At 72.6% G+C, this 19052-nt stretch carries 18 protein-coding genes; 8 read left to right on the top strand and 10 right to left on the bottom strand.

Going from position 1 to position 19052, the window contains the following annotated elements; genetic code table 11:
- Positions 1–7 precede the first annotated feature (7 nt).
- The 8 genes from AW271_RS06180 to AW271_RS06145 form a co-directional block, all read right to left on the bottom strand.
- Positions 8–1258 (bottom strand): activator-dependent family glycosyltransferase, encoded by a 1251-nt coding sequence (locus AW271_RS06180; RefSeq protein WP_062333306.1) that lies wholly within the window; start codon positions 1256–1258, stop codon positions 8–10.
- A gap of 12 nt (positions 1259–1270) precedes the next feature.
- Positions 1271–2536, bottom strand: a complete 1266-nt coding sequence (locus AW271_RS06175) for an activator-dependent family glycosyltransferase (protein WP_062333303.1) — start codon at positions 2534–2536, stop codon at positions 1271–1273.
- Positions 2536–3531: an NAD-dependent epimerase/dehydratase family protein gene (locus tag AW271_RS06170; protein ID WP_062333300.1), complete on the bottom strand. Its 996-nt coding sequence runs from the start codon at positions 3529–3531 to the stop codon at positions 2536–2538. The genes AW271_RS06175 and AW271_RS06170 overlap by 1 nt, the downstream gene beginning before the upstream one ends.
- Positions 3532–3563: 32 nt before the next feature.
- Positions 3564–4250, bottom strand: a complete 687-nt coding sequence (locus AW271_RS06165) for a GNAT family N-acetyltransferase (RefSeq protein WP_062333298.1) — start codon at positions 4248–4250, stop codon at positions 3564–3566.
- Positions 4247–5233 (bottom strand): aldo/keto reductase, encoded by a 987-nt coding sequence (locus AW271_RS06160; protein WP_275935754.1) that lies wholly within the window; start codon positions 5231–5233, stop codon positions 4247–4249. Before AW271_RS06160 ends, AW271_RS06165 begins: the two co-directional genes overlap by 4 nt.
- Entirely contained in the window at positions 5208–6764 is a 1557-nt protein-coding gene (locus AW271_RS06155) for a PH domain-containing protein (RefSeq protein ID WP_062333293.1), read from the bottom strand. Before AW271_RS06155 ends, AW271_RS06160 begins: the two co-directional genes overlap by 26 nt.
- Positions 6761–7261 carry a PH domain-containing protein gene (locus AW271_RS06150; RefSeq protein WP_063817892.1) on the bottom strand — a complete coding sequence of 167 codons (501 nt, stop codon included), beginning with the start codon at positions 7259–7261 and terminating at the stop codon, positions 6761–6763. The genes AW271_RS06155 and AW271_RS06150 overlap by 4 nt, the downstream gene beginning before the upstream one ends.
- 110 nt (positions 7262–7371) lie before the next feature.
- Entirely contained in the window at positions 7372–7692 is a 321-nt protein-coding gene (locus AW271_RS06145; protein ID WP_062333289.1) for a hypothetical protein, read from the bottom strand.
- Positions 7693–7886: 194 nt separating this feature from the next.
- Here AW271_RS06145 and AW271_RS06140 point away from each other — a divergent pair, with 194 nt between their 5' ends.
- From AW271_RS06140 to AW271_RS06115, 6 genes are read left to right on the top strand one after another with little or no spacing between them, the layout of a single operon-like run.
- Positions 7887–8417 (top strand): GNAT family N-acetyltransferase, encoded by a 531-nt coding sequence (locus AW271_RS06140; protein WP_062333287.1) that lies wholly within the window; start codon positions 7887–7889, stop codon positions 8415–8417.
- A gap of 14 nt (positions 8418–8431) precedes the next feature.
- Complete coding sequence (locus AW271_RS06135) at positions 8432–9541, top strand: DegT/DnrJ/EryC1/StrS family aminotransferase (RefSeq protein WP_062333285.1); 1110 nt, start codon at positions 8432–8434, stop codon at positions 9539–9541.
- Between the two features lie 2 nt (positions 9542–9543).
- The gene (locus tag AW271_RS06130) at positions 9544–10914 is read left to right on the top strand and encodes an NDP-hexose 2,3-dehydratase family protein (protein WP_062333281.1); all 1371 of its coding nucleotides are present in this window, start codon (positions 9544–9546) and stop codon (positions 10912–10914) included.
- A 16-nt stretch (positions 10915–10930) separates the two neighbouring features.
- Positions 10931–12034 carry a glycosyltransferase gene (locus AW271_RS06125; RefSeq protein WP_062333278.1) on the top strand — a complete coding sequence of 368 codons (1104 nt, stop codon included), beginning with the start codon at positions 10931–10933 and terminating at the stop codon, positions 12032–12034.
- A gap of 26 nt (positions 12035–12060) precedes the next feature.
- A complete protein-coding gene (locus AW271_RS06120; RefSeq protein ID WP_062333275.1) occupies positions 12061–12684 on the top strand; it encodes a dTDP-4-dehydrorhamnose 3,5-epimerase family protein in 624 nt (207 codons plus the stop codon).
- Positions 12681–13712, top strand: a complete 1032-nt coding sequence (locus tag AW271_RS06115; RefSeq protein ID WP_062333272.1) for a Gfo/Idh/MocA family protein — start codon at positions 12681–12683, stop codon at positions 13710–13712. The genes AW271_RS06120 and AW271_RS06115 overlap by 4 nt, the downstream gene beginning before the upstream one ends.
- A 52-nt stretch (positions 13713–13764) precedes the next feature.
- Here AW271_RS06115 and AW271_RS06110 read toward each other — a convergent pair whose 3' ends face one another.
- Together AW271_RS06110 and AW271_RS06105 are read right to left on the bottom strand one after the other, a co-directional pair.
- On the bottom strand, positions 13765–15300 hold the full coding sequence (locus AW271_RS06110) for an ArnT family glycosyltransferase (RefSeq protein ID WP_063817891.1): 1536 nt from the start codon (positions 15298–15300) through the stop codon (positions 13765–13767).
- A complete protein-coding gene (locus AW271_RS06105) occupies positions 15297–16841 on the bottom strand; it encodes a 4-hydroxyphenylacetate 3-hydroxylase N-terminal domain-containing protein (RefSeq protein WP_062333266.1) in 1545 nt (514 codons plus the stop codon). Before AW271_RS06105 ends, AW271_RS06110 begins: the two co-directional genes overlap by 4 nt.
- A 209-nt stretch (positions 16842–17050) precedes the next feature.
- On the opposite strand from AW271_RS06105, the gene sbnA reads away from it, so the two are divergent.
- On the top strand, positions 17051–18061 hold the full coding sequence (sbnA, locus tag AW271_RS06100) for a 2,3-diaminopropionate biosynthesis protein SbnA (RefSeq protein ID WP_369408314.1): 1011 nt from the start codon (positions 17051–17053) through the stop codon (positions 18059–18061).
- Entirely contained in the window at positions 18055–19047 is a 993-nt protein-coding gene (gene sbnB / locus AW271_RS06095) for a 2,3-diaminopropionate biosynthesis protein SbnB (RefSeq protein WP_062333260.1), read from the top strand. The genes sbnA and sbnB overlap by 7 nt, the downstream gene beginning before the upstream one ends.
- Positions 19048–19052: the final 5 nt, after the last annotated feature.

Below are 19052 nucleotides of genomic sequence, written 5' to 3'. Positions count from 1 at the left end.
CCCTGCGTCAGCGGTGCTTGGCGGTCAGCTCTTCGAGGCGGGGCACCAGCTCGGCCGGGCTCGGCATCGCGAGCATCTCCCGGCGCAGGTCCTCGGCCCGGTCGGCGAAGCCCGGCTCGTCGATCAGGCGCAACATGGCGTCGCGGACCTCCTCGCCGGTGACCCGGTCGGGGCGCAGCGTGAGCGTGCCGCCCTGCGCCGCCGCCCGCCTGGCCAGCTCCGGCTCGTCGAAGTCCCACGGCAGCGTCACCTGCGGGACGCCGTACAGGGCGGTGGTGAGGAACGTTCCGGGGCCCGCGTGGTTGATGACGACCGCGCAGGTCGGCGCGAGCGCGTGCAGCGGGACGAAGGTCTCCAGCCGGGTGCGTTCCGGGCGGGCGCCGACCGTGCCCTGCACGTTCGCCGGCAGGGTGGCCACCAGTTCGAGGTCGAGGTCGGCCAGCGCGGCGATGATGTCGGGCACGTTGGCGGCGAACCCGGCGTAGCGCTCGGTCGCGGTGGTGCCCAGCGTCAGCGCCACCCGGGGCAACTCCGGCGGCGCGTGCAGCCAGCCGGGCACGACGGCCGGGCCGCCGTAGGGCACGGTCCGCATCGGGACCCGGTCGAGCGCGGTCGGCACGGCCAGCGAGCCGGGCACCTGGTCGATGGTGAACTGGCCGGTGACCAGGTCCTCGCCGAAGTCGAAGCCGTACTTGCGGGCGTAGCCGCCCAGCCACTCGCCCAGCGGGTCGTCGGGCCGCCCGGCCGCGAGGCGCAGGTAGTGCTCGCGGGCGGCGCCGAAGACGTCCACGCTCCAGAGCAGCCGCGCGTGCGCCGCGCCGCAGGCCCGCGCCGCGATCGGCCCCGCGTACGTGGTGGGCTCCCAGATCACCAGGTCGGGCTCCCAGTGCCGGGCGTAGTCGACCAGGTCGGCGATCATCGGGAAGTTGTCCAGCTTGTGCCAGCGGCTCAGCATCTCGGCGTAGCCGTCCCGCATGCGCGCCCAGTCGGGCTCGGCGTCGCCGGCGACCGTGTCGTAGGGCGCGGGCAGCCCGTTGCGCTCCGCCTCGACCTGCTCGGGGTGCAGTTCGCCGACCCGCCACGTCGTGTGGTTCCGGCCGACCGGCACGGCCGTCAGCCCGGCCTGGGTGATCACGCCGGTGAACGAGGGCTGGCTGGCGACGCGGACGTCGTGGCCCGCCGTGCGCAGCGCCCAGGCGAGCGGCACCATCGCGGTGAAGATGGTCGTGCTCTGGTACGTGACCAGCAGGACGCGCATCGTGTCGTCTCCCTAGCGGTGCTTGGCGGTGAGTTGTTCGAGGTGCGGGACGAGGTCGTTGGGGGAGGGCGCGGCGTGCGCCTCGTCGCGCAGGTCGTGGGCGCGGCGGGCGAAGGCGGGCTCGGTGAGCAGCCGGTGCACGGCGTGGGCGACGGCGGGCCCGGTGGCCTCGCTGGTGTGCAGTTCGAGCCCCGCCCCGTGGGCGGCCAGCCTGCGGGCGAGGGTCGGCTGGTCGAAGTGGTAGTGCAGCGAGAGCTGCGGGATCGGGCGGAGAGCGGCGGTCGCCAGGGTGGCGGCCCCGGCGTGGTGGACGACGGCCGCGCAGGTCGCCACGAGGGCCTGCCACGGCACGAAGGGCACCACCCGGGCGTTGGGCGGGATCCGGCGCAGCTTGGGCCGCTCGCTGGCCGCGACGGTGGCGACCACCTCGACGTCGAGCTCGCCCAGGTGGTCGAGGATGTCCTGGACGTCGACGTTGTAACCGCTGTAGATCTCCGTCGCGTGCAGGCCCAGGGTGAACCCGACGCGGGGGCGTTCCGGCGGGGCGCGCAACCAGTCGGGCACGACCGAGGGCCCGCCGTAGGGGACGTGCCGCATGCGCACGTAGTCGAGGCCGGCGGCCTCGACCTGGAGGCTGCGGGGCAGCTGGTCGACGGTGAAGTGGCCGGTGACCAGGTCCTCGCCGAAGTCGAAGCCGTACTTGCGGGCGTAGCCGGTCAGCCACTCGGCCATCGGGTCGGCCCGCTCCTCGTCCGGCCTCAGCGCGTCGAGCCGCCGGAACAGGGCGCGCACGCCGCCGTACACGTCGACGCCGAACAACACCCGCGCGTGCGCGGCGCCGCACGCCCGGGCGGCGATGCCCCCGGCGAACGTGAGCGGCTCCCAGAGCACCAGGTCGGGCTTCCAGTGCCGGGCGAACCCGACCAGCTCCGCGATGATCGGGAAGTTGGCCACCCGGTGCCAGCCCCGGACCGCCTCGGCCAGCCCCGGCCGCAGGTACTCCCACGTCGCCTTCTCCGAGTCGTCGAAGGCGTCGTACGGCTTCATGATGCCGACCCGCATCGCCTCCCGCAGGTCGGGCCGGTTCGCGGTGATGCGCCACGGGTCGCGGTCCTCGCCCACCGGCACGGCCGTCAGCCCCGCCTGCGTGATCACCGTGGCGAACGCCGGCTGGCTGGCCACCCTGACCTCGTGGCCCGCCGTGCGCAGCGCCCAGGCGAGCGGGACCAGGTACTGGAAGATCGACTTCTCCGGGTTGACGACGAACAGGACCCGCATCACGCCGACTCGCGGGCGATCGCGTCGGCCGCCGATTCGAGGCCCTCCATCAGCGGCACCCGCGCCGACCAGCCGGACACCTTCTGGAAGGCGGCCGGGTCGAGCACGAAGTCGAGCTGGTCGGTGGGCATCGAGTGCTCGGGCGGCGGCACCGACGCCACCGGGACCGGCGGCCGGCCGGTGCGCCGCGCCACCACCTTGGAGATCATCGTGAACAGCTCCGCCACGCTGGTGGCCTGACCCGTGCCGACGAGCCAGCGCCCGCCCGCCACCGCGTCGGCCCGGTTCAGCGCGGCCACGAAGGCGCGCGCCGTGTCGTCGACGCAGAGCAGGTCGCGCTTGACGGTGCCGTCGTGCCACATCGTCAGCGGCTCGCCGGCGAAGGCGCGGCGCATCATCGTCGCCACCACCCCCCGGTCGAGCGAGGTCGGGTCGACGCCCTGGCTGTAGAGGGTGGCCAGGCGCAGCGTGCTGCCGCGTACCAGGCCCTCGGCGGTGGCCGCCTCGATGATCCGCTCGGCCGCGAGTTTCTGCTGGTCGTACGCGGTCAGCGGTTCGTCCTGCTCGCTGCCGTCCACCAGAGCCGACGACGAGCGGCCGACCTGCGAGGCCGACCCGGCGAACAGCAGCACCGGCGGGCGGGCCGGGCGGCTCGCCCGCACCGCGTCGAGCAGCCGGTGCACCAGGCCGAGGTTGACCTGCTCGGCGACGGGGTCGACGGCGGCCACCCGCCAGGTGCTCGCCCGGCCCATGTGGGCGACCAGGTGGATCACCGCGTCGGCGCCCTCGACGGCGGAGGCGAGCGCGCCCTCCGCCGTCAGGTCCAGGGCGCGCACCTCCACCTCGGCGCGCGGGCCCGGCGGGACGGAGGTGGGGCGGCGACCGACGAGCCGCAACCGGACCGGCCGGTCGGCCAGCTCACGGGTGATGGCCGTGCCGAGCAGCCCGGAGGCGCCGAGAACGGTGATCAGTGGTGGGGCGGTTGTGGTCGCCACGTCATCTCCTTCACGTCCGATGCGGGTCAAGGTCAGGACACGTCGAACGGCCGGTCCGGCGCGGTCCGCCAGTCGAGCGACGGCGGGAGGACGCCGTTGGAGCTCTTGCCCATGAACTCCTCCCAGTCGGTCCTACGGTCGATGTACGCCTCCCAGTCGGAGCGCTCGACCTGGAAGTTGTGCAGGTCCCAGTAGCGGCCGCGGAAGTAGAGGTGCTGCGGCAGCGCCCCGGTCCGCTCGTCGCGGTCGGAGATGCCGAACGAGCTGAAGCTGGCCTGCGTGGTCTGGCCGATCACCCGCTCGACGTCGAGGGTGGCGAAGGCGTAGTTGACCACCAGCAGGATCGCCTCCGAGCCGACGCCCAGCCGGGCCGTGTCGGGGTTCATGTAGACCGCGCACCGCACGTGCCCGGCCGGGTCGAGGTTGTGCAGCCCGCCGAAGCCCACCTGCTCGCCGGTGCCGAGCCGGGTCACCCGGAAGGCCGCGTACGCGCGCATGGCGCCGCCCTGGCCGGGCCGGACGGCCGGGCGCACCGTCTCGACGCCGGTGCGGACGAACAGCTGGGCGAAGTCGCGCTGGTCGGAGCCGCCCGCCGGATGGAGGGCCAGCCGGCGCGAGACCGTGTGCGGGAAGATCGTCGTCTTCGGGGTGGCGGGGGCGGGGGAGAGGGCGAAGCGGGTGACCCGCGGCTTGGCCGCCGGGGCCGGGGTGTCGGTCACGGTCGTTGTCCCGTCGTCGTCTCGATGCGGATCTGGTCCCAGCTCATCTCGCCCACCGGAGGCGGCAGCGCGCCGATGTCGCGCAGGTCGTCGGGGGTGAGCACCAGGTCGACGGCGGTCGCGTTCTCCCGCAGCCAGCGGCGGTTGCGGGTGCCGGGGATGGGCGCCACGTTGTCGCCCTGGGCCAGCACCCAGGCGATGGCGACCTGCGCCGGGGTCGCGCCGTGCCGTTCGCTGATCTCGCGCAGCCCCTGGACGATCCACCGGTTCGCGGTCATCGCGTCGGGGCTGAACCGGGGGTCCCGGTTGCGCGAGTCGCCCTCGCCCAGAGCGGCGTGGTCGACGTGGCCCGACAGGAAACCGCGGCCAAGCGGGGCGAAGGCGAGGAAGCCCACGCCGTGCCGTCGCGTCCAGGGCAGCACGTCGCCGAGGCAGGCCGTGGCCCACACCGACAGTTCGTACTGCACGGCGGCGACCGGGAACAACGTGTGCACCAGGTCGAGCTCCTCGACGGTGGCGTGGGAGATGCCCAGCGCCCTGACCTTGCCCTCGGTCACCAGCTCGCCGAGCGCGCCCCACGTCTCCGCCAGGGGGACGGCCGGGTCGACCCGGTGCAGCTGGTAGAGGTCGATGGCCTCCACACCGAGCCGGCGCAGCGATCCCTCGCACGCGGCCCGCAGGTGGTCGGGCCGGCCGTTGCGGCGGAACCTGCCGTCGGGCCCCGCGATCAGCCCGCACTTGGTGGCGATCGTCACCTCGCCGCCGTGCGTGGCCAGCGCCCGCTGGAGCAGCCGTTCGTTGGTGTACGGCCCGTAGACGTCGGCGGTGTCGAAGAGGTCGATGCCGAGCTCGACGGCCTCCCGGATGACCGCGACGGACTCCTCGTCGTCGCGGTTGGCCGGCCCGTAACCGTGGGACATCGAACTGCAGCCCAGGCCGATGGCGCTGACGGACAGGTCATCCGTGAGCTGGGTCGTGCGCAATGTGTGCCTCCTGCCCATCAGGTTGGGGATCAGAAACGGCCTCCGCCGCCCCCTCGGCAAGGATCGGAGCCAGGATCACGGGGGTCGCGGCGTGCGCGAAGGCCGCCGCCTCCCCGGCCGCGATGTCGGGCACTTCGTAGACGCGGTTGCCCGCCGCGGTCTGCACCCGCAGCGTCGCGAGACCGAGCCGCCGCTGGAGCAGCGACTGCCGGACCCCCCAGCCGATGACGCCCCGGCTCTGCAGCACGACCGTCGTGCGCCGGATCAGCCCCGACCGCATCACCAGGTAGGGCCCGGCCATGGCGTGCCCGAGCGAGCGGTAGGCCACCACGGCGAGCAGGCAGGCCACCGGGATCAGCCCGGCGGGCACCGCCCAGATCCAGCCGGGCACGGCGCCCGTCGCGCCCAGCCAGGCCAGCAGCGCCGCCGGGACGCCCGGCACGTAACCCGCCCACACCAGCCGCCGTCGCAGCGCCGGCCGGGGGTGCCGCCGCAGCGGGGCGTCCAGCGGCCGGTGCTCGTCGCCGAGCACGAGCGCCGCCACGCGCCGCGCCTCGGCGACGGACGTGCGGGGCAGGATGGCGGCGGCCGCGTCGCTGCCCGGCGTCCAGCTCAGGCCGGTCGACACGACCTCGGTCTCGGCCAGCCGCAACCACCGTGACAGCAGCGGCTCGCTGATGGCGACGCCGCGCAGCCGCCGGTCGTCGCGGTAGACCTCGCGGATGCGGAACATGCCCTGGCGGGTCAGCAGGGCGGTGCCGTCGTCGGTCCGGGTGCGGACGAGCCGGAAGTTGGCCTTCTCCCGCAGGTAGTTGAGCGCCATGCCGAAGGTGCCCAGCACGAAGCAGCCGGCCGTGGCCACCACGATCGTCCAGCCGAGCCCCAGGGACCTCCAGTCGACCGCGCCCGCGATGACCTCCCGCAGGTCGACCCCGAACGTCTGCATGGTCAGGTAGGCGCTCAGCAGCAGCAGCCCCGAGACCAGGAAGGCCCAGACGCTGACGATGTTGTAGACGAACCACGACCAGCGCAGCCGGGCGAGCACCGTCTCCTCCGCCTTGACCTCGGCGGTCTCCACGGCGGGGGTGACGCCCAGCAGGTCGGCGCGCAGCCGTTCGGCCGTCCGCGACTCCAGCGCGTCGAGCTTGAACGACGTGCGGGCCTCGCCCGAGGAGATGTGCACCACCCGCAGCCCCGCGAGGCGGTGCCGCAGCTTGGCGCTGGTGTCCACGGTGCGGATGCGGTCGCGCGGCACCGACCGGTACCGGCGGATCAGCCAGCCCTTGCGGATCTCCATCCGGTCGGCGCCGACCCGGTAGCGGGTGTGCATCCAGCGCTTGAGGTCGAGCACGCTGGAGACGACCCCGAGGCCGGTCACGATGAAGACCGGCCACGCCTGGAGGCCCTGGTCGAAGACGACCGCGGCCACCACGCTGGGGATGAAGGTGACCACCATCTTGCCGAGGTCGACCCAGGCCACCCGGCTGTTGAGCCGCTGCCATCCGGCGTCGTCGAGGGCGACCGCGCTCACGTGGCGTCCCCGGGCACCGTCTGGGTCAGGTCGGTAAGCCGGTCCGAGCAGCGCTCGGCGACGTCCGCGTCGAGTCCGATGATGCTGATCCCGCCCTCGCTCGCCGCCGCCGTCGAGATCTTCAGCGTGGCCAGGCGCAGCCGGCTCTGCAGCGGCCCCTTCTTGACGTCGATCGACTGGATGCGCGAGATGGGCACGATCCGCCACTCGCGGACGATCCAGCCGCTCAGGGCGTAGACGGCCTCGTCGGTGATCTCCCAGCGGTGCACCCGATAACGCCAGTACGGCACCCGCGTCAAATACAGCAGATAAATCGGCGGCAGAATCCACAGGAACGGCTGGATCCACGGCCGGGTCGCCGGCAGGAATACGTAGAGGGCCACCAGCACGCCGATGACCGATATTCCCCAGATCAGCGCGTACAGCGTCCACAAGAGAATCGCACGCCGTTCGACCCGATGGCTCGGCGGTTTCAATGCGGGCAATGTGTCGGACATGTCGTCACCCTGGGTCCCGGAACTCCGCGAGACAATTGGAAATGATTTCCCGGCCAATGCCGGCGCCCGCTGCGCTGTCTCGCCAGCGGGACAGCGCAGCAGGTCCGGCGCTAGACGCGGGTCGGCTCGCCGTCGCCCGCCGCGGCCTGCGCGGCCTCCTCGTCGGCGGTCGTCTGGACGATGAACTCCGCCAGGTCGCGGAAGCTCTCGCCCTGGAAGCCCTCGAGCTTCTCCAGGAGCTTGAGCTGCGTGGTGTTCTCCAGTTCCAGCAGCACCTGGACCATCGAGAAGGAGTCGAGATCGCGCAGCGAGTCGGGCTGCGGCACGTCCGGCTGCTCGGCGCAGATCATCTCGGCCGTGCCCCGCACCATGCGCTCCACCTCGTCGACCAGGGTCAGGTCGACGGCGGTCGCGTGGTCATTGTCCGGCATGTACTTCGTCCTTTCGTGCGGTCGCGGCGACGTTCAAAGGCGAAACGCCGACGACGCTAGTCAGCTGGCCACAACGGGGACAATAGCCCGCGTCCGGTGAATGTCATCGCCATTCCTGCGGCCCCGCCCCGTGTGGTACACCTGCCATTCGTGCATCCCTAATTCATTTCGAGTGAAACGAGGGTGACCCAGAAATGCTGTTTCCGCACACCGAGTCCGGGCAGATCGAGTTGCGCCCGGCGGGGGCCAAGGACGCCGCCCGGGTCTACGAGATCCTCTTCCGCCTGGGGCACGGCGGCCTGCCGCTGCTGGACCGGTACGCCGACTCCTTCGGCCAGGGCCTGTCGGCGTGTTTCCTGGTGCACCGCAAGGACACCGGCGAGGTCGCCGGATTCAGCACGCTGTCGGAGCCGTCGGTGGCCGGCCACGTGACCGCCGAGGTCCACCTGGGCGGGCAGCCCGACGAGATCAGGCGCGACGTCGCGACGCTCACGGTCAACTTCGCGTTCGCGATGTGGCGCATCAAGAAGGTCTACTTCCACACCGTCGACCCGTCGCCGGCCGCCCTCGGCTTCGCCGGGCCGGACGCGGCCGTGGTCGAGGCCGAGGCGGTCCTGCCCAGGCACACGTACTTCCACGGCCGCACCTGGGACGTCCACGTGTTCGCGGTCTACCGCGAACGCTGGGACGAGCACGGCGTGGACCTTGTCAAGAACATCGTCTGAGAGGTGGCGCTTCGATGACCCTCCACGTCTGGGGTTACCTGCCCGAGTACGAGAAAGAGCGCGACGACATCATCGACGCCGTCGACACCGTGTTCCGTTCGGGCCGTCTCGTGCTCGGGCCGTCGGTGGAGGGCTTCGAGCGGGAGTTCGCCGCCTACAACGGGGTGGCCCACTGCGTCGGCGTCGACAACGGGACCAACGCCATCGTGCTCGGCCTGCGCGCCCTGGGGATCGGGGCCGGTGACGAGGTGATCACGGTCTCCAACACGGCCGCGCCCACGGTGGTCGCGATCGACGCGGTCGGGGCCGTGCCGGTGTTCGTGGACGTCGACCCCGAGACCTACCTGATGGACGTGTCCCAGGTGGCCGGCGCGATCACCCCGCGCACCCGCTGCATCCTGCCCGTCCACCTCTACGGCCAGTGCGTGGACATGGCCCCGCTGGAGGCGCTCGCCGAGGAGCACGGCCTGCCGATCCTGGAGGACTGCGCGCAGGCCCACGGCGCCCGCCACCACGGCCGGATCGCCGGCTCGATGGGCCGCGCCGCCGCCTTCTCCTTCTACCCGACCAAGGTGCTGGGGGCCTACGGCGACGGCGGCGCCACCGTCACCGGCGACGACGACGTGGCGGCCAATCTGCGCCGGCTGCGCTACTACGGCATGGAGGAGCGCTACTACGTCGTCTCCACGCCCGGCTACAACAGCCGCCTCGACGAGGTGCAGGCCGAGATCCTGCGCCGCAAGCTCACCCGGCTGGACGACTACGTCGCCCGCCGCCAGGCCATCGCCGACCGCTACGCCGAGGCGTTCGCCGGCACCGGGCTGATCACCCCGAAGACGGCCCCGGGCAACACCCACGTCTACTACGTGTACGTCGTGCGCCACCCCGAACGCGACCGCGTCATGGAGGCGCTCAGGGGCCACGGCGTCTCGCTGAACATCAGCTACCCGTGGCCGGTGCACACCCAGTCGGGCTTCGCCCACCTCGGCTACCGCGAGGGCTCCCTGCCGGTGACCGAGGCGGCCGCGAAGGAGATCTTCTCGCTGCCGATGTACCCCTCGCTCGGCGACGCCGAGCAGGACCGGGTCATCGCCGCCGTGCACGACGTCCTGGCCGGGCTCTGACCATGACCGCACTCGCCTCATCGGCGGCGGGCACCGACGACGGCGCGCTGATGACCACCGCCGAGTTCCACGGCTGGTGGGCCGAACGGCTCGCCGCCGGCCGCTTCGACGTGCGCAGGATCCCCTTCTCCGCCCTCGACGACTGGTCGTTCCACCCCGACACCGGCAACCTCGGCCACGCGAGCGGCCGCTTCTTCACCATCGAGGGCCTGCGGGTGCGCGACGGCGGGGCCGACACCTGGGCCCAGCCGATCATCAACCAGCCCGAGATCGGCGTGCTCGGCATCGTCGTCAAACGGTTCGACGGCGTGCTGCACTGCCTCATGCAGGCCAAGATGGAGCCGGGCAACGTCAACACCCTGCAGATCTCGCCGACGGTGCAGGCCACCCGGAGCAATTACACGCGGGTGCACCGCGGCGCGCGGCCCCCCTACCTCGACCTGTTCATGGGGGAGCGGCGCGGCAAGGTCCTGGTCGACGTGCTCCAGTCGGAGCAGGGCGCCTGGTTCTGGCGCAAGCGCAACCGCAACATGGTCGTGGAGGTCACCGGGGACCTGCCGGTGCTGGAGGACTTCGCCTGGCTCACCCTGGCCCAGATCCGCGAGCTGACCCGGATCGAGAACCTCGTCAACATGGACGCCAGGACGGTGTTGTCCTGTCTTCCGTTCGAGACCCCCGAACGGCCCGAGCCGCGCGACGCGTTCGGCGAGGCGCTGCTGCGCTCGTACCGGCGGCCGCAGGACACGCTCCACACGGCGGGCGAGGCGCTGAGCTGGTTCACCGAGGCCAAGACCCGCTGCGACTGGACGGCCCGGCTGGTGCCGCTCGACTCGGTGAAGGGCTGGGAACGCGGCGAGTACGAGTTGTCCGAGCGCGACGGCCGCCTCTTCGAGATCATCGCGGTCGAGGTGGCGGCCAGGACCCGGGAGGTGACCCGCTGGACACAGCCGCTGCTGCACCCCTGCGGGCAGGGCCGCGCGGTCTTCCTGGCCCGTCCCGTCGACGGCGTGCTGCACCTGCTCGTCCAGGCCCGGCCCGAATACGGGCTGGTCGACCTGGTGGAGATGGCGCCGACGGTGCACCTGCCGCCCGGCGTGGAGCCCCAGGACGTGGAGGACACGTTCCTGCGCGACATCCTGCTCTCCGAGACCGGCGTGACCCGCTACGACACGGTGCTCTCCGAGGAGGGCGGGCGGTTCTACCGGGCGCTGACGCGCTACCAGATCGTCGAGGTGGGCGACGAGATCCCCATCGATGTTCCGCCGAACTTCCGCTGGATGACGGTCCGGCAACTCCTGGACCTGCTCCACCACGGCCATTATCTGAACATCGAGGCCCGTAGCCTGCTCGCCTGCCTGCACAGCCTGTGCTGACGTCCCGGAGTCCCTGATGCGCCTGCTGTTCACGACCGCGCCCCTGCGCGGCCACCTCCATCCCCTGGTGCCGCTGGCCTGGGCCGCGCGGGCCTGCGGGCACGAGGTCCTGGTGGCGACGGCGGAGGCGTTCTGCGCCGCCGTCGCCGCCGCCGGGCTGCCGGTCGCCTCGCTCGGCCCCGCCGACGGGTTCGTCGAGCTGGCCGGCGCCGACCGGGACACCCCCGATCCGGCCGGCCGCCGGCGGGCGCACGGCCGGGCGTTCGCCCTCATCGCGGCCGACGTCCTGCCGGGCGCCCGCGGGGTCGTCGCCGACTGGCGGCCCGACCTGGTCGTGAGCGAACGGGCCGAGTTCGCCGGGCCGCTCGCGGCGGCCGCCGCGGGGTTGCCCCACGTGGAGTACCGGTGGGGCATCGCGCCCCTGGACGAGTACCCCGAGGCCGCCGCGGCGGAGTTCGGGGTCCGGCCGCCCACGCCCGTCCGGGTGCTGGACCCCTGGCCGGTCCGGTTGCGGGCGGCGCACGCCGCGCACCACCAGAGCATCCGCGACATGCCCTACAGCGGGGAGGCCCGGGTGCCCGGCTGGGTGCTGCGGCCCCGCGTGCGCCCCCGGGTGTGCGTGACGTTCGGCACCGTCGTGCCGCGCCTCGGGGGCGGGCGGGTGGACGACCTGCTCTTGCCCCTGCTCCGGTCGTTGTCCGGGCTCGGCGCCGAGATCGTGCTGGCCGCCGAGGACCAGGTGCTGGCCGCCCGGCCGGAGCTGGCCGACGCCGCCGACCACGCCGGCCGGCTGCCGCTCGCCCAGGTGCTGCCGGTCTGCGACGTGCTGGTCAGCCACGGCGGGCACAACACCGTGCTGACGGCGCTGGCGGCCGGCGTGCCGCAACTCGTCATCCCCCAGTTCGACGACCAGTTCGACAACGCCGACGCGGTGGCCGGAGCCCGGGCCGGGCTGCGGCTCGACCCCGGCGAGGCGACCCCGGAGGCGGTGACCGCGCGGGTCCGGGAGCTCCTCGGCGACCGGCGGTACGCGGCGGCCGCGGCCGGCCTGGCCGCCGAGATCGCCGCGCAGCCGAGCCCGGCCGACGTGGTGACCCTGTTGGAGAAGCCGGCGACCTGATCGCCGCACCGAAGCGAGGAGCCCCGATGTTCCAGGCGCATCTGATGACCGAGTTGCCGATCCCGGGCGCGTTCCGGCTGACCCCGCAGCGGTACGACGACGTGCGCGGCTACTTCATGGAGGGCTTCCGCGGCGACGTCGTCTCCGAGGCCATCGGCTACCCGTTCGTGACCGGGCAGGTGAACTGGTCGTCGAGCCGCCGCGGCACCCTGCGCGGCATCCACGGCACCACGTTGCCGCCCGGCCAGGCCAAGCTCGTCACCTGCGTGCGCGGGGCGGTGCTCGACGTGGTCGTGGACCTGCGGGTGGGCTCGCCGACCTACGGGAAGTACGAGCTGACCCACCAGGAGGCCGACTCCGGCACCGCCGTCTACCTGTCCGACGGGCTCGGCCACGCCTTCCTGGCGCTGACCGACGACGCCTGCATGAACTACGTGTGCTCGGCGGCGTACGTGCCGGGCACCATGATCGAGATCGACCCGCTCGACCCGAGGATCGGCATCCCGTGGCCGCTCACCGGGCCTCCGATCATGTCGGAGAAGGACGCGGGCGCCCCCACGCTGGACGAGGCCGAGGCGAAGGGCATGCTCCCCACGTACGAGGACTGCCTGGCCCACTACGCCGCGCTGAAGACGGAGTTCACCAGATGAGTGCCGGGACCCCCGACGGACTGCGGATGGCGGTCATGGGCTGCGCCGACATCGCGTGGCGGCGGACGCTGCCGGCGATGGCCGGCGATCCCCGCGTCCATGTCGCGGCGATAGCCAGCCGCGACCTCGAACGGGCCGAGCGGTTCGCCGGCCGGTTCGGCGGCGTGGCCGTCGAAGGGTACGCGGCGCTGCTGGAGCGCACCGACCTCGACGCCGTCTACATCCCGCTGCCCGCCCTGCTGCACGCCGAGTGGGTCGAACGCGCGCTGCGCGCGGGACTGCACGTCCTGGTCGAGAAGCCGCTGACGGGCACCTACGCCGAGACCGCCCGGCTGGTGGCGCTGGCCCGCTCGCGCGGGCTGGTGCTGCTGGAGAACTACATGTTCCTGCACCACTCGCAGCACGGCGCGGTCCGCGACATGGTCGCCCGGGGCGCCGTCGGCGAGCTGCGCGGGTTCGCCGGCGCGTTCACCTTCCCGCCCAAGCCGGAGGGCGACATCCGCTACCAGCGCGACGTCGGCGGCGGGGCGTTCCTCGACTTCGGCGGCTACCCGGTGCGCGCGGCGCTCTACTTCCTCGGCGACCTCCAGGTCGTCGGCGCGGTCTTCCGGCACGACCCCGACCTCGACGTCGTCACCTCGGGCAACGTGCTGCTGAGCACCCCCCACGGGGTGGCCGCCCAGCTCACCTTCGGGATGGAGCACTCCTACCACAACGCCTACCGGCTGATCGGCAGCACCGGCCAGATCCTGCTCGACCGGGTGTTCACCCCGCCGGAGACCCACAACCCGGTGGTGCGGATCGAACGCCAGGACAGCCGCGAGGAACTCGTGCTGCCCGCCGACCACCAGTTCGCCAACGTCGTCGCCGCGTTCGCGCGGGCCGTGCTGACCGGCGAGGACGTGACCCCGCAGCAGGAGGGCTCGTTGCGGCAGGCCCGCCTGATCGAGGAGATCAGGGCGGCGGCCGTGCACGCCGACATCCGCTCGGGGGTGTTCCGCGAGGCGACGGCACCGGTCGCCCGGTGAGAACGTGACGAAGGCCCCGGTCCGTCAGCCGGACCGGGGCCTTCGCCGTGGGTCAGCGCAGGGTGAGGCTCCGCATCTCCGGCCACAGGCGGGACCACGGCTGGAGCGGCCGCTCGCACACCCAGATCGGCGTGCCGATCGCGATGCCGATCCGGCCCTCCACGGTCCCGGCCCGCCGGACCGCGCCGAAGTGGCGGCGCAGGCTCTCCTCGGTGCCGCCGACGTACAGGACCGTCGTGACGCCGTCGCTGGGGCGGCCGAAGTTCCAGTACCCGCGGTGCGGGCTGTACGGACGCGGCAGGCCCCGGTCGGGGCCGAGCACCTCCAGCGCCCCCGCCTGCCAGTACAGCTTGGTGACGACGGCCCCGCCACTGGGCAGCGTTCGCCAGACCTTGGCGACCGAGTCGGTGAACTCGGGCCAGCCGAACTGCACCAGGGTGTCGAAGCGGGCGCGCCGGTCGTCCGGCGAGGAGGCCGGGCGCACCTCCGACGGCTCGTCGATGGGCAGCCCCAGCAGCGTGAGCAGCGCCGACAGCACGAACACCGGCCAGGTCGGCACCCAGCGCCACCAGCGGGCCGGCCGCCGCTCCTGCAGCTGCACCGCCCCCGCCGCGAACAGCAGCGGGAAGACGCCCGCCACGTAGGTGAACCGGCCGTTGGCGGCCACCACCGCCACGATCACGACCAGCGCGGCCCACCCGAGGTAGCGGTGCGGGCGCAGCTCGGGCGAGCGCAGCAGCTTCCAGAGGCCGTAACAGCCCAGGATCGTGCCGATGGCCAGGCCCATCGTCATCAGCGTCTGGGGCAGGAAGGCCAGCCGGCCGCCCCACATCAGCTCGGTCTCCTCCGCGAGCACGGCGGTCATCTCGGCCTGCGGCCAGCCGTTGGCGGCCTGCCAGACCAGGCCCGGGACCGCCGTCAGCACGGCGAAGGCGGCCCCGGCCCAGAGCAGCGGGCGGGTGAGCATCCGGCGGGGCCCGGCCACCAGCAGGCCGATCGCGATGCCGATCCAGAGGATCGGGATCAGGTACTTGACCTGCAGCGCCACCGCCGTGGCGACGCCCGCCCAGAAGAGGGGCAGGTCGGCCGACAGACCGGTCCGGCCCTCGTTGTGCAGGCGCACCCAGCGGGCCACCAGCCAGATGCACACCGTCCAGGCCACGAGGTTGAAGGTGCCCGTGTCGATCTGCCCGCCGTGGTTGAGGAAGGCGATGGCGAACGCCGCCGCCGCCATCACCTGGGCCCGCCGCCGCCCGCCGAGCTCGCGCGCGATGAGCGCGCACACCACGACCCCCGCCGCGACCACGAGCGCGTCCGGCGCCCGCAACCAGAACAGCGAGCCGGGGAAGAGCCCGTCCATCAGGGCGGCCAGCAGCGGCACGAACGGCGGCTGGTCGGCGTAGCCCCAGTCGGGGTGGCGGCCGGCCGCGACGAAGTACAGCTCGTCCATGCTGTAGCCGTAACGGTGGACGGTGGCCAGCAGCAGCGCGGCGGTGACCGCGGCGATGCCGCCCACGGGCCACCAGGCCACCGGCGCGGCGCCCCGCTCCGCGGCCTCCGTCTCGGGTTCGCGCTCGGTCACGCTCACCGGCCGCCGCCCGGGTTGATCAGGTCGGGGCGGGTCCAGCCGTCGAGGTCGTAGTCGGCCATGCACTGCTCGGCGAAGCCCTTCAGCTGCTGCGCCTGCCCGCTGGCCTGGTGCGCCAGCAGCGTCTGCACCCGGATGCCCTCGTGGTCTCCGGCGTAGGAGCGCTCGTACAGCTCGTGGCGGCCGGCGAACTCGGTGCCGACGGCGTCCCACAGCAGTTTGAGCAGCTTCACCCGGTCGACCGCCGCCATGTCGCGCGAGCCGCGCAGATAGCGGTCGAGGTAGGGGCGGATCTCGGGATTGCGCCAGTCGTCGGCGTGGGAGTTGAGGTAGATCAGGCCGCTGCCGAGCGTCTTCTGGATGATCTCCTTGATCTTCGGGTAGCCGACGCCCATGAACGTGCGGTAGGCGTTGGCGTAGTTCACGTTCGGCCGCACCGACCCGCCGTGCCACGGCAGCGGCGACTTGGCCATGGCGTCCGACAGGCCCCAGAACAGGTCGCGCCAGTTGAGGATCTCGCCCACCTGCGCCTGCACGCCCCGGAAGGCCGACACCCCGGTCGCCTCGACGCCCTTCAGCACGCAGCCCGCGATGAAGTCGAGCTTCACGGCCAGCCGCGCGCAGCCGTGGAAGGTGAACCGCTCCTGCACGCCCGACCGGGCCGCGAACGCGTTGGCCGCGCCGGCGTCGTACATGAAGACGTCCTCCCACGGGACGTGCACGCGGTCGAAGACCATGATCGCGTCATTCTCGTCCAGGCGGCTGGAGAGCGGGTAGTCGAACGGGCTGCCCTGGGCCGCCGCCGCCCATTCGTAGGAGGAGCGGCAGATCAGCGTGAGCCCGGGGGCGTTCGTCGGCACGGTGAACACCAGGCCGAACTTCTTGTCCCTGATGGGCAGGCCGAAGTGGGCGATGAAGTTGGCGTTGGTGATGGCCGAGCCGGTGGCGACCACCTTCGCGCCCGAGACCACCAGGCCCGCGTCGGTCTCCTCCTCGACGTGCACGCACACGTCGGCGGTGCGGTCGGCGGGCCGGTCGCGGTCGATGGGCGGATGGGCGATCGCGTGGTTGAAGTAGAGCACCCGCTCCTGCGCCTCCTTGTACCAGCGCAGCGCGTTGTCGCGGAACGGGCCGTAGAGGTCGGCGTTGGCCTGGAGGGTGCCGAAGAAGCCCGCCTTGTAGTCGGGGGTGCGGCCCATCCAGCCGTACACGCGGCGCTGCCAGGCCACGATCGCGTCGCGGGCCAGCAGCAGGTCGTCGGCCGAGCGGGCCGTGCGGAAGTACGGATGGGTGAAGCCGCCGTTTCCGGTGTCGGTCGGCACGCGTAACACGCCCTCGGCGTCGGGTTCGTGCAGCGCGTCGTACAGCTGGGCGATCGAGCGGGCGCTATTGCGGAATGCCGGGTGGCTGGTGACGTCCGCGACGCGCTCTCCGCCGATATATACCGTGCGCCCGTCGCGCAGCGATTCCAGGTATTCGTCGCCGGTCATCGGCCGGACGTCATTCAATGGGCCGGCCGTGGCGGGGGAAACGGTCGTCATCTTTGGCATTCTCCTTCTGGTCGCGGAGATCGGCCTGCTGAACTGCATGTCAGCTGCTCGCGCGTCCCGCTGGCGGGACATGCGCATTTTATTGGCGGAGAATATGCCTATCATGCGCAAGCGCTGATCCGAAGGCAATGCAAACACGGTTGCCGGGTCGGCCGGGCCCTGGTTATGGTTGCCGCGAGTTTCGGCCCGATAGCCACAGAATGGGCGGGCGAAGAATGTTCGAGAAAAGCAGTGAGGGGATTCTCTCCACCATTGGGGCGACCCCGCTCGTCCGGCTCGGCCGCCTTTTCGGGAATTCCGGGGCCCGGTTCCACGCCAAGCTGGAGGCGGTGAATCCGGGCGGCAGCATGAAGGACCGGTCGGCCATGGGGATGGTGCTCGGCGCGATCGACCGCGGCGAGCTGATCCCCGGCCGGTCGACGGTCGTCGAGTCGAGTTCCGGCAACCTCGGCATCGGCCTGGCGCAGGTGTGCCTGTGGTTCGGGCTGCGCTTCATCTGCGTGGGCGACCCCAAGATGACGCCCCAGAACCTGGCGATCCTGGCCGCGTACGGCGCCGAGATCGACATCGTCCGCGAACCGGACAACGACATGGGCGACTACCTCGCGGCCCGCGTCAGGCGGGTGCGCGAACTGGTCGAGCGCATCCCGCACGCCTACTGGCCCAACCAGTACGCCAACCCGCTCAACGCCCGCGCGCAGGAGACCATCATGCGCGAGATCGCCGAGCGGTTGCACGGGCGGGTCGACTACCTGTTCGTCGCGACGGGCACCTGCGGCACCATCAACGGCTGCGCCCGCTACATCGCCGACCACGGGCTCGGCACCCACATCGTCGCCGTCGACGCCGAGGGCAGCGCCATCTTCGGCGAGCAGACGTGCCGGCGGCTCATCCCGGGGCACGGCGCGGCGTTCCGCTCGGAGTTGTACTTCGACGGCATCGCCCATTCGGTGGCCCGCATGACCGACCAGGACTGCGTGGTCGGCTGCCGGCGGCTGGTCGGGGCCGAGGCGATCCTGGCGGGCGGCTCCTCCGGGGCCGTCGTGAGCGCCGCCGCCCAGCGGCTGGCCGAGATCCCCGACGGGGCCAACTGCGTCCTGCTGCTGCCCGACCGGGGCGAGCGGTACCTCCAGACGATCTACTCCGACGCCTGGGTGGAGGAGAAGTTCGGCGACATCGCCCATCTGTGGAAGGAGCAGACCGCATGCTGATCCTGCGGCGGCGCGACGTGCTCGACCTGCTCGACGGCGCCGAGGACACGGTGTGCACGATCGTCGAGAACGCGTACGCGGCGCACGCGCGCGGCGCGACCGCGGTGCCCCACTCGGTCTTCCTGCGTTTCCCCGACCGGCCCGGCGACCGCATCATCGGCCTGCCCGCCTACGTCGGCGGCGAGCGCCCGGTCGCGGCGCTCAAGTGGGTGTCCTCGTTCCCGGGCAACACCGCCGCCGGGCGCGAACGGGCCTCGGCGGCGATCCTGCTCAACTCGCTCGCCGACGGCCGCCCGGAGGCGCTGCTCGAAGGGGCGGTGATCTCCGCCCGGCGCACCGCCGCCAGCGCCGCCGTGGCGGCCGGCCTGCTGACCGCCGGGGCCCCCGCCGACGTCCGGCGCGGCGTCACGCTCATCGGCTGCGGCGTGATCGGCTTCGAGATCCTGCGCTTCCTGCGGGCCCGGCTGCCCGAACTGGAGGAGGTCACCCTCTACGACCTGGACGCCGCCCGCGCCGCCGGGTTCGCCGACCGCGTCGCCGGGCTCGGCCTGAAGACGTCGGTCGCCGCGGACGCCGGCACGGCCATGGCCGCCCACCGCCTGATCGCGCTGGCCACCACGGCGGGCGAACCGCACCTGGGCACCGGCGACTGCCGGCCCGGCACGCTGATCCTGCACGTGTCGCTGCGCGACCTCACCCCCGAGGCGGTGCTCGCCGCGCGCAACGTCGTCGACGACACCGACCACGTGTGCCGCGAGGCCACCTCGCTCGACCTGGCCGCCCGCCGCTCCGGGAACCGCGACTTCGTCGACGCGGAGATCGGCGACCTGCTGACCGGCGCGGCCACTCTGCCGTACTCCGCCGAGGCCGTGACGGTGTTCTCGCCGTTCGGGCTCGGCGCGCTCGACGCCGCCCTGGCCGCCCACGTCGTGGACGGGGCCGCCGCGCGGGGACTCGGCACCCACGTTTCCGACTTCGTCGCCTGAGGAGG

This window comes from Herbidospora sakaeratensis, from assembly GCF_001570525.1.
Classification (GTDB): Bacteria; Actinomycetota; Actinomycetes; order Streptosporangiales; family Streptosporangiaceae; genus Herbidospora; species Herbidospora sakaeratensis.
The sequence above is the reverse complement of the archived record's forward strand: the minus strand, read 5'-3'. Positions and strand labels throughout refer to the sequence as shown.

What these genes read in the sequence shown, in the direction of transcription:
- AW271_RS06180 (WP_062333306.1), bottom strand. Translation starts at nt 1,258, where the DNA reads ATGCGCGTCCTGCTGGTCACGTACCAGAGCACGACCATCTTCACCGCG.
- AW271_RS06175 (WP_062333303.1), bottom strand. Translation starts at nt 2,536, where the DNA reads ATGCGGGTCCTGTTCGTCGTCAACCCGGAGAAGTCGATCTTCCAGTAC.
- AW271_RS06150 (WP_063817892.1), bottom strand. Translation starts at nt 7,261, where the DNA reads ATGTCCGACACATTGCCCGCATTGAAACCGCCGAGCCATCGGGTCGAA.
- AW271_RS06145 (WP_062333289.1), bottom strand. Translation starts at nt 7,692, where the DNA reads ATGCCGGACAATGACCACGCGACCGCCGTCGACCTGACCCTGGTCGAC.
- AW271_RS06140 (WP_062333287.1), top strand. Translation starts at nt 7,887, where the DNA reads ATGCTGTTTCCGCACACCGAGTCCGGGCAGATCGAGTTGCGCCCGGCG.
- AW271_RS06135 (WP_062333285.1), top strand. Translation starts at nt 8,432, where the DNA reads ATGACCCTCCACGTCTGGGGTTACCTGCCCGAGTACGAGAAAGAGCGC.
- AW271_RS06130 (WP_062333281.1), top strand. Translation starts at nt 9,544, where the DNA reads ATGACCGCACTCGCCTCATCGGCGGCGGGCACCGACGACGGCGCGCTG.
- AW271_RS06125 (WP_062333278.1), top strand. Translation starts at nt 10,931, where the DNA reads ATGCGCCTGCTGTTCACGACCGCGCCCCTGCGCGGCCACCTCCATCCC.
- AW271_RS06120 (WP_062333275.1), top strand. Translation starts at nt 12,061, where the DNA reads ATGTTCCAGGCGCATCTGATGACCGAGTTGCCGATCCCGGGCGCGTTC.
- AW271_RS06115 (WP_062333272.1), top strand. Translation starts at nt 12,681, where the DNA reads ATGAGTGCCGGGACCCCCGACGGACTGCGGATGGCGGTCATGGGCTGC.
- AW271_RS06105 (WP_062333266.1), bottom strand. Translation starts at nt 16,841, where the DNA reads ATGACGACCGTTTCCCCCGCCACGGCCGGCCCATTGAATGACGTCCGG.
- sbnA (WP_369408314.1), top strand. Translation starts at nt 17,051, where the DNA reads ATGGGCGGGCGAAGAATGTTCGAGAAAAGCAGTGAGGGGATTCTCTCC.
- sbnB (WP_062333260.1), top strand. Translation starts at nt 18,055, where the DNA reads ATGCTGATCCTGCGGCGGCGCGACGTGCTCGACCTGCTCGACGGCGCC.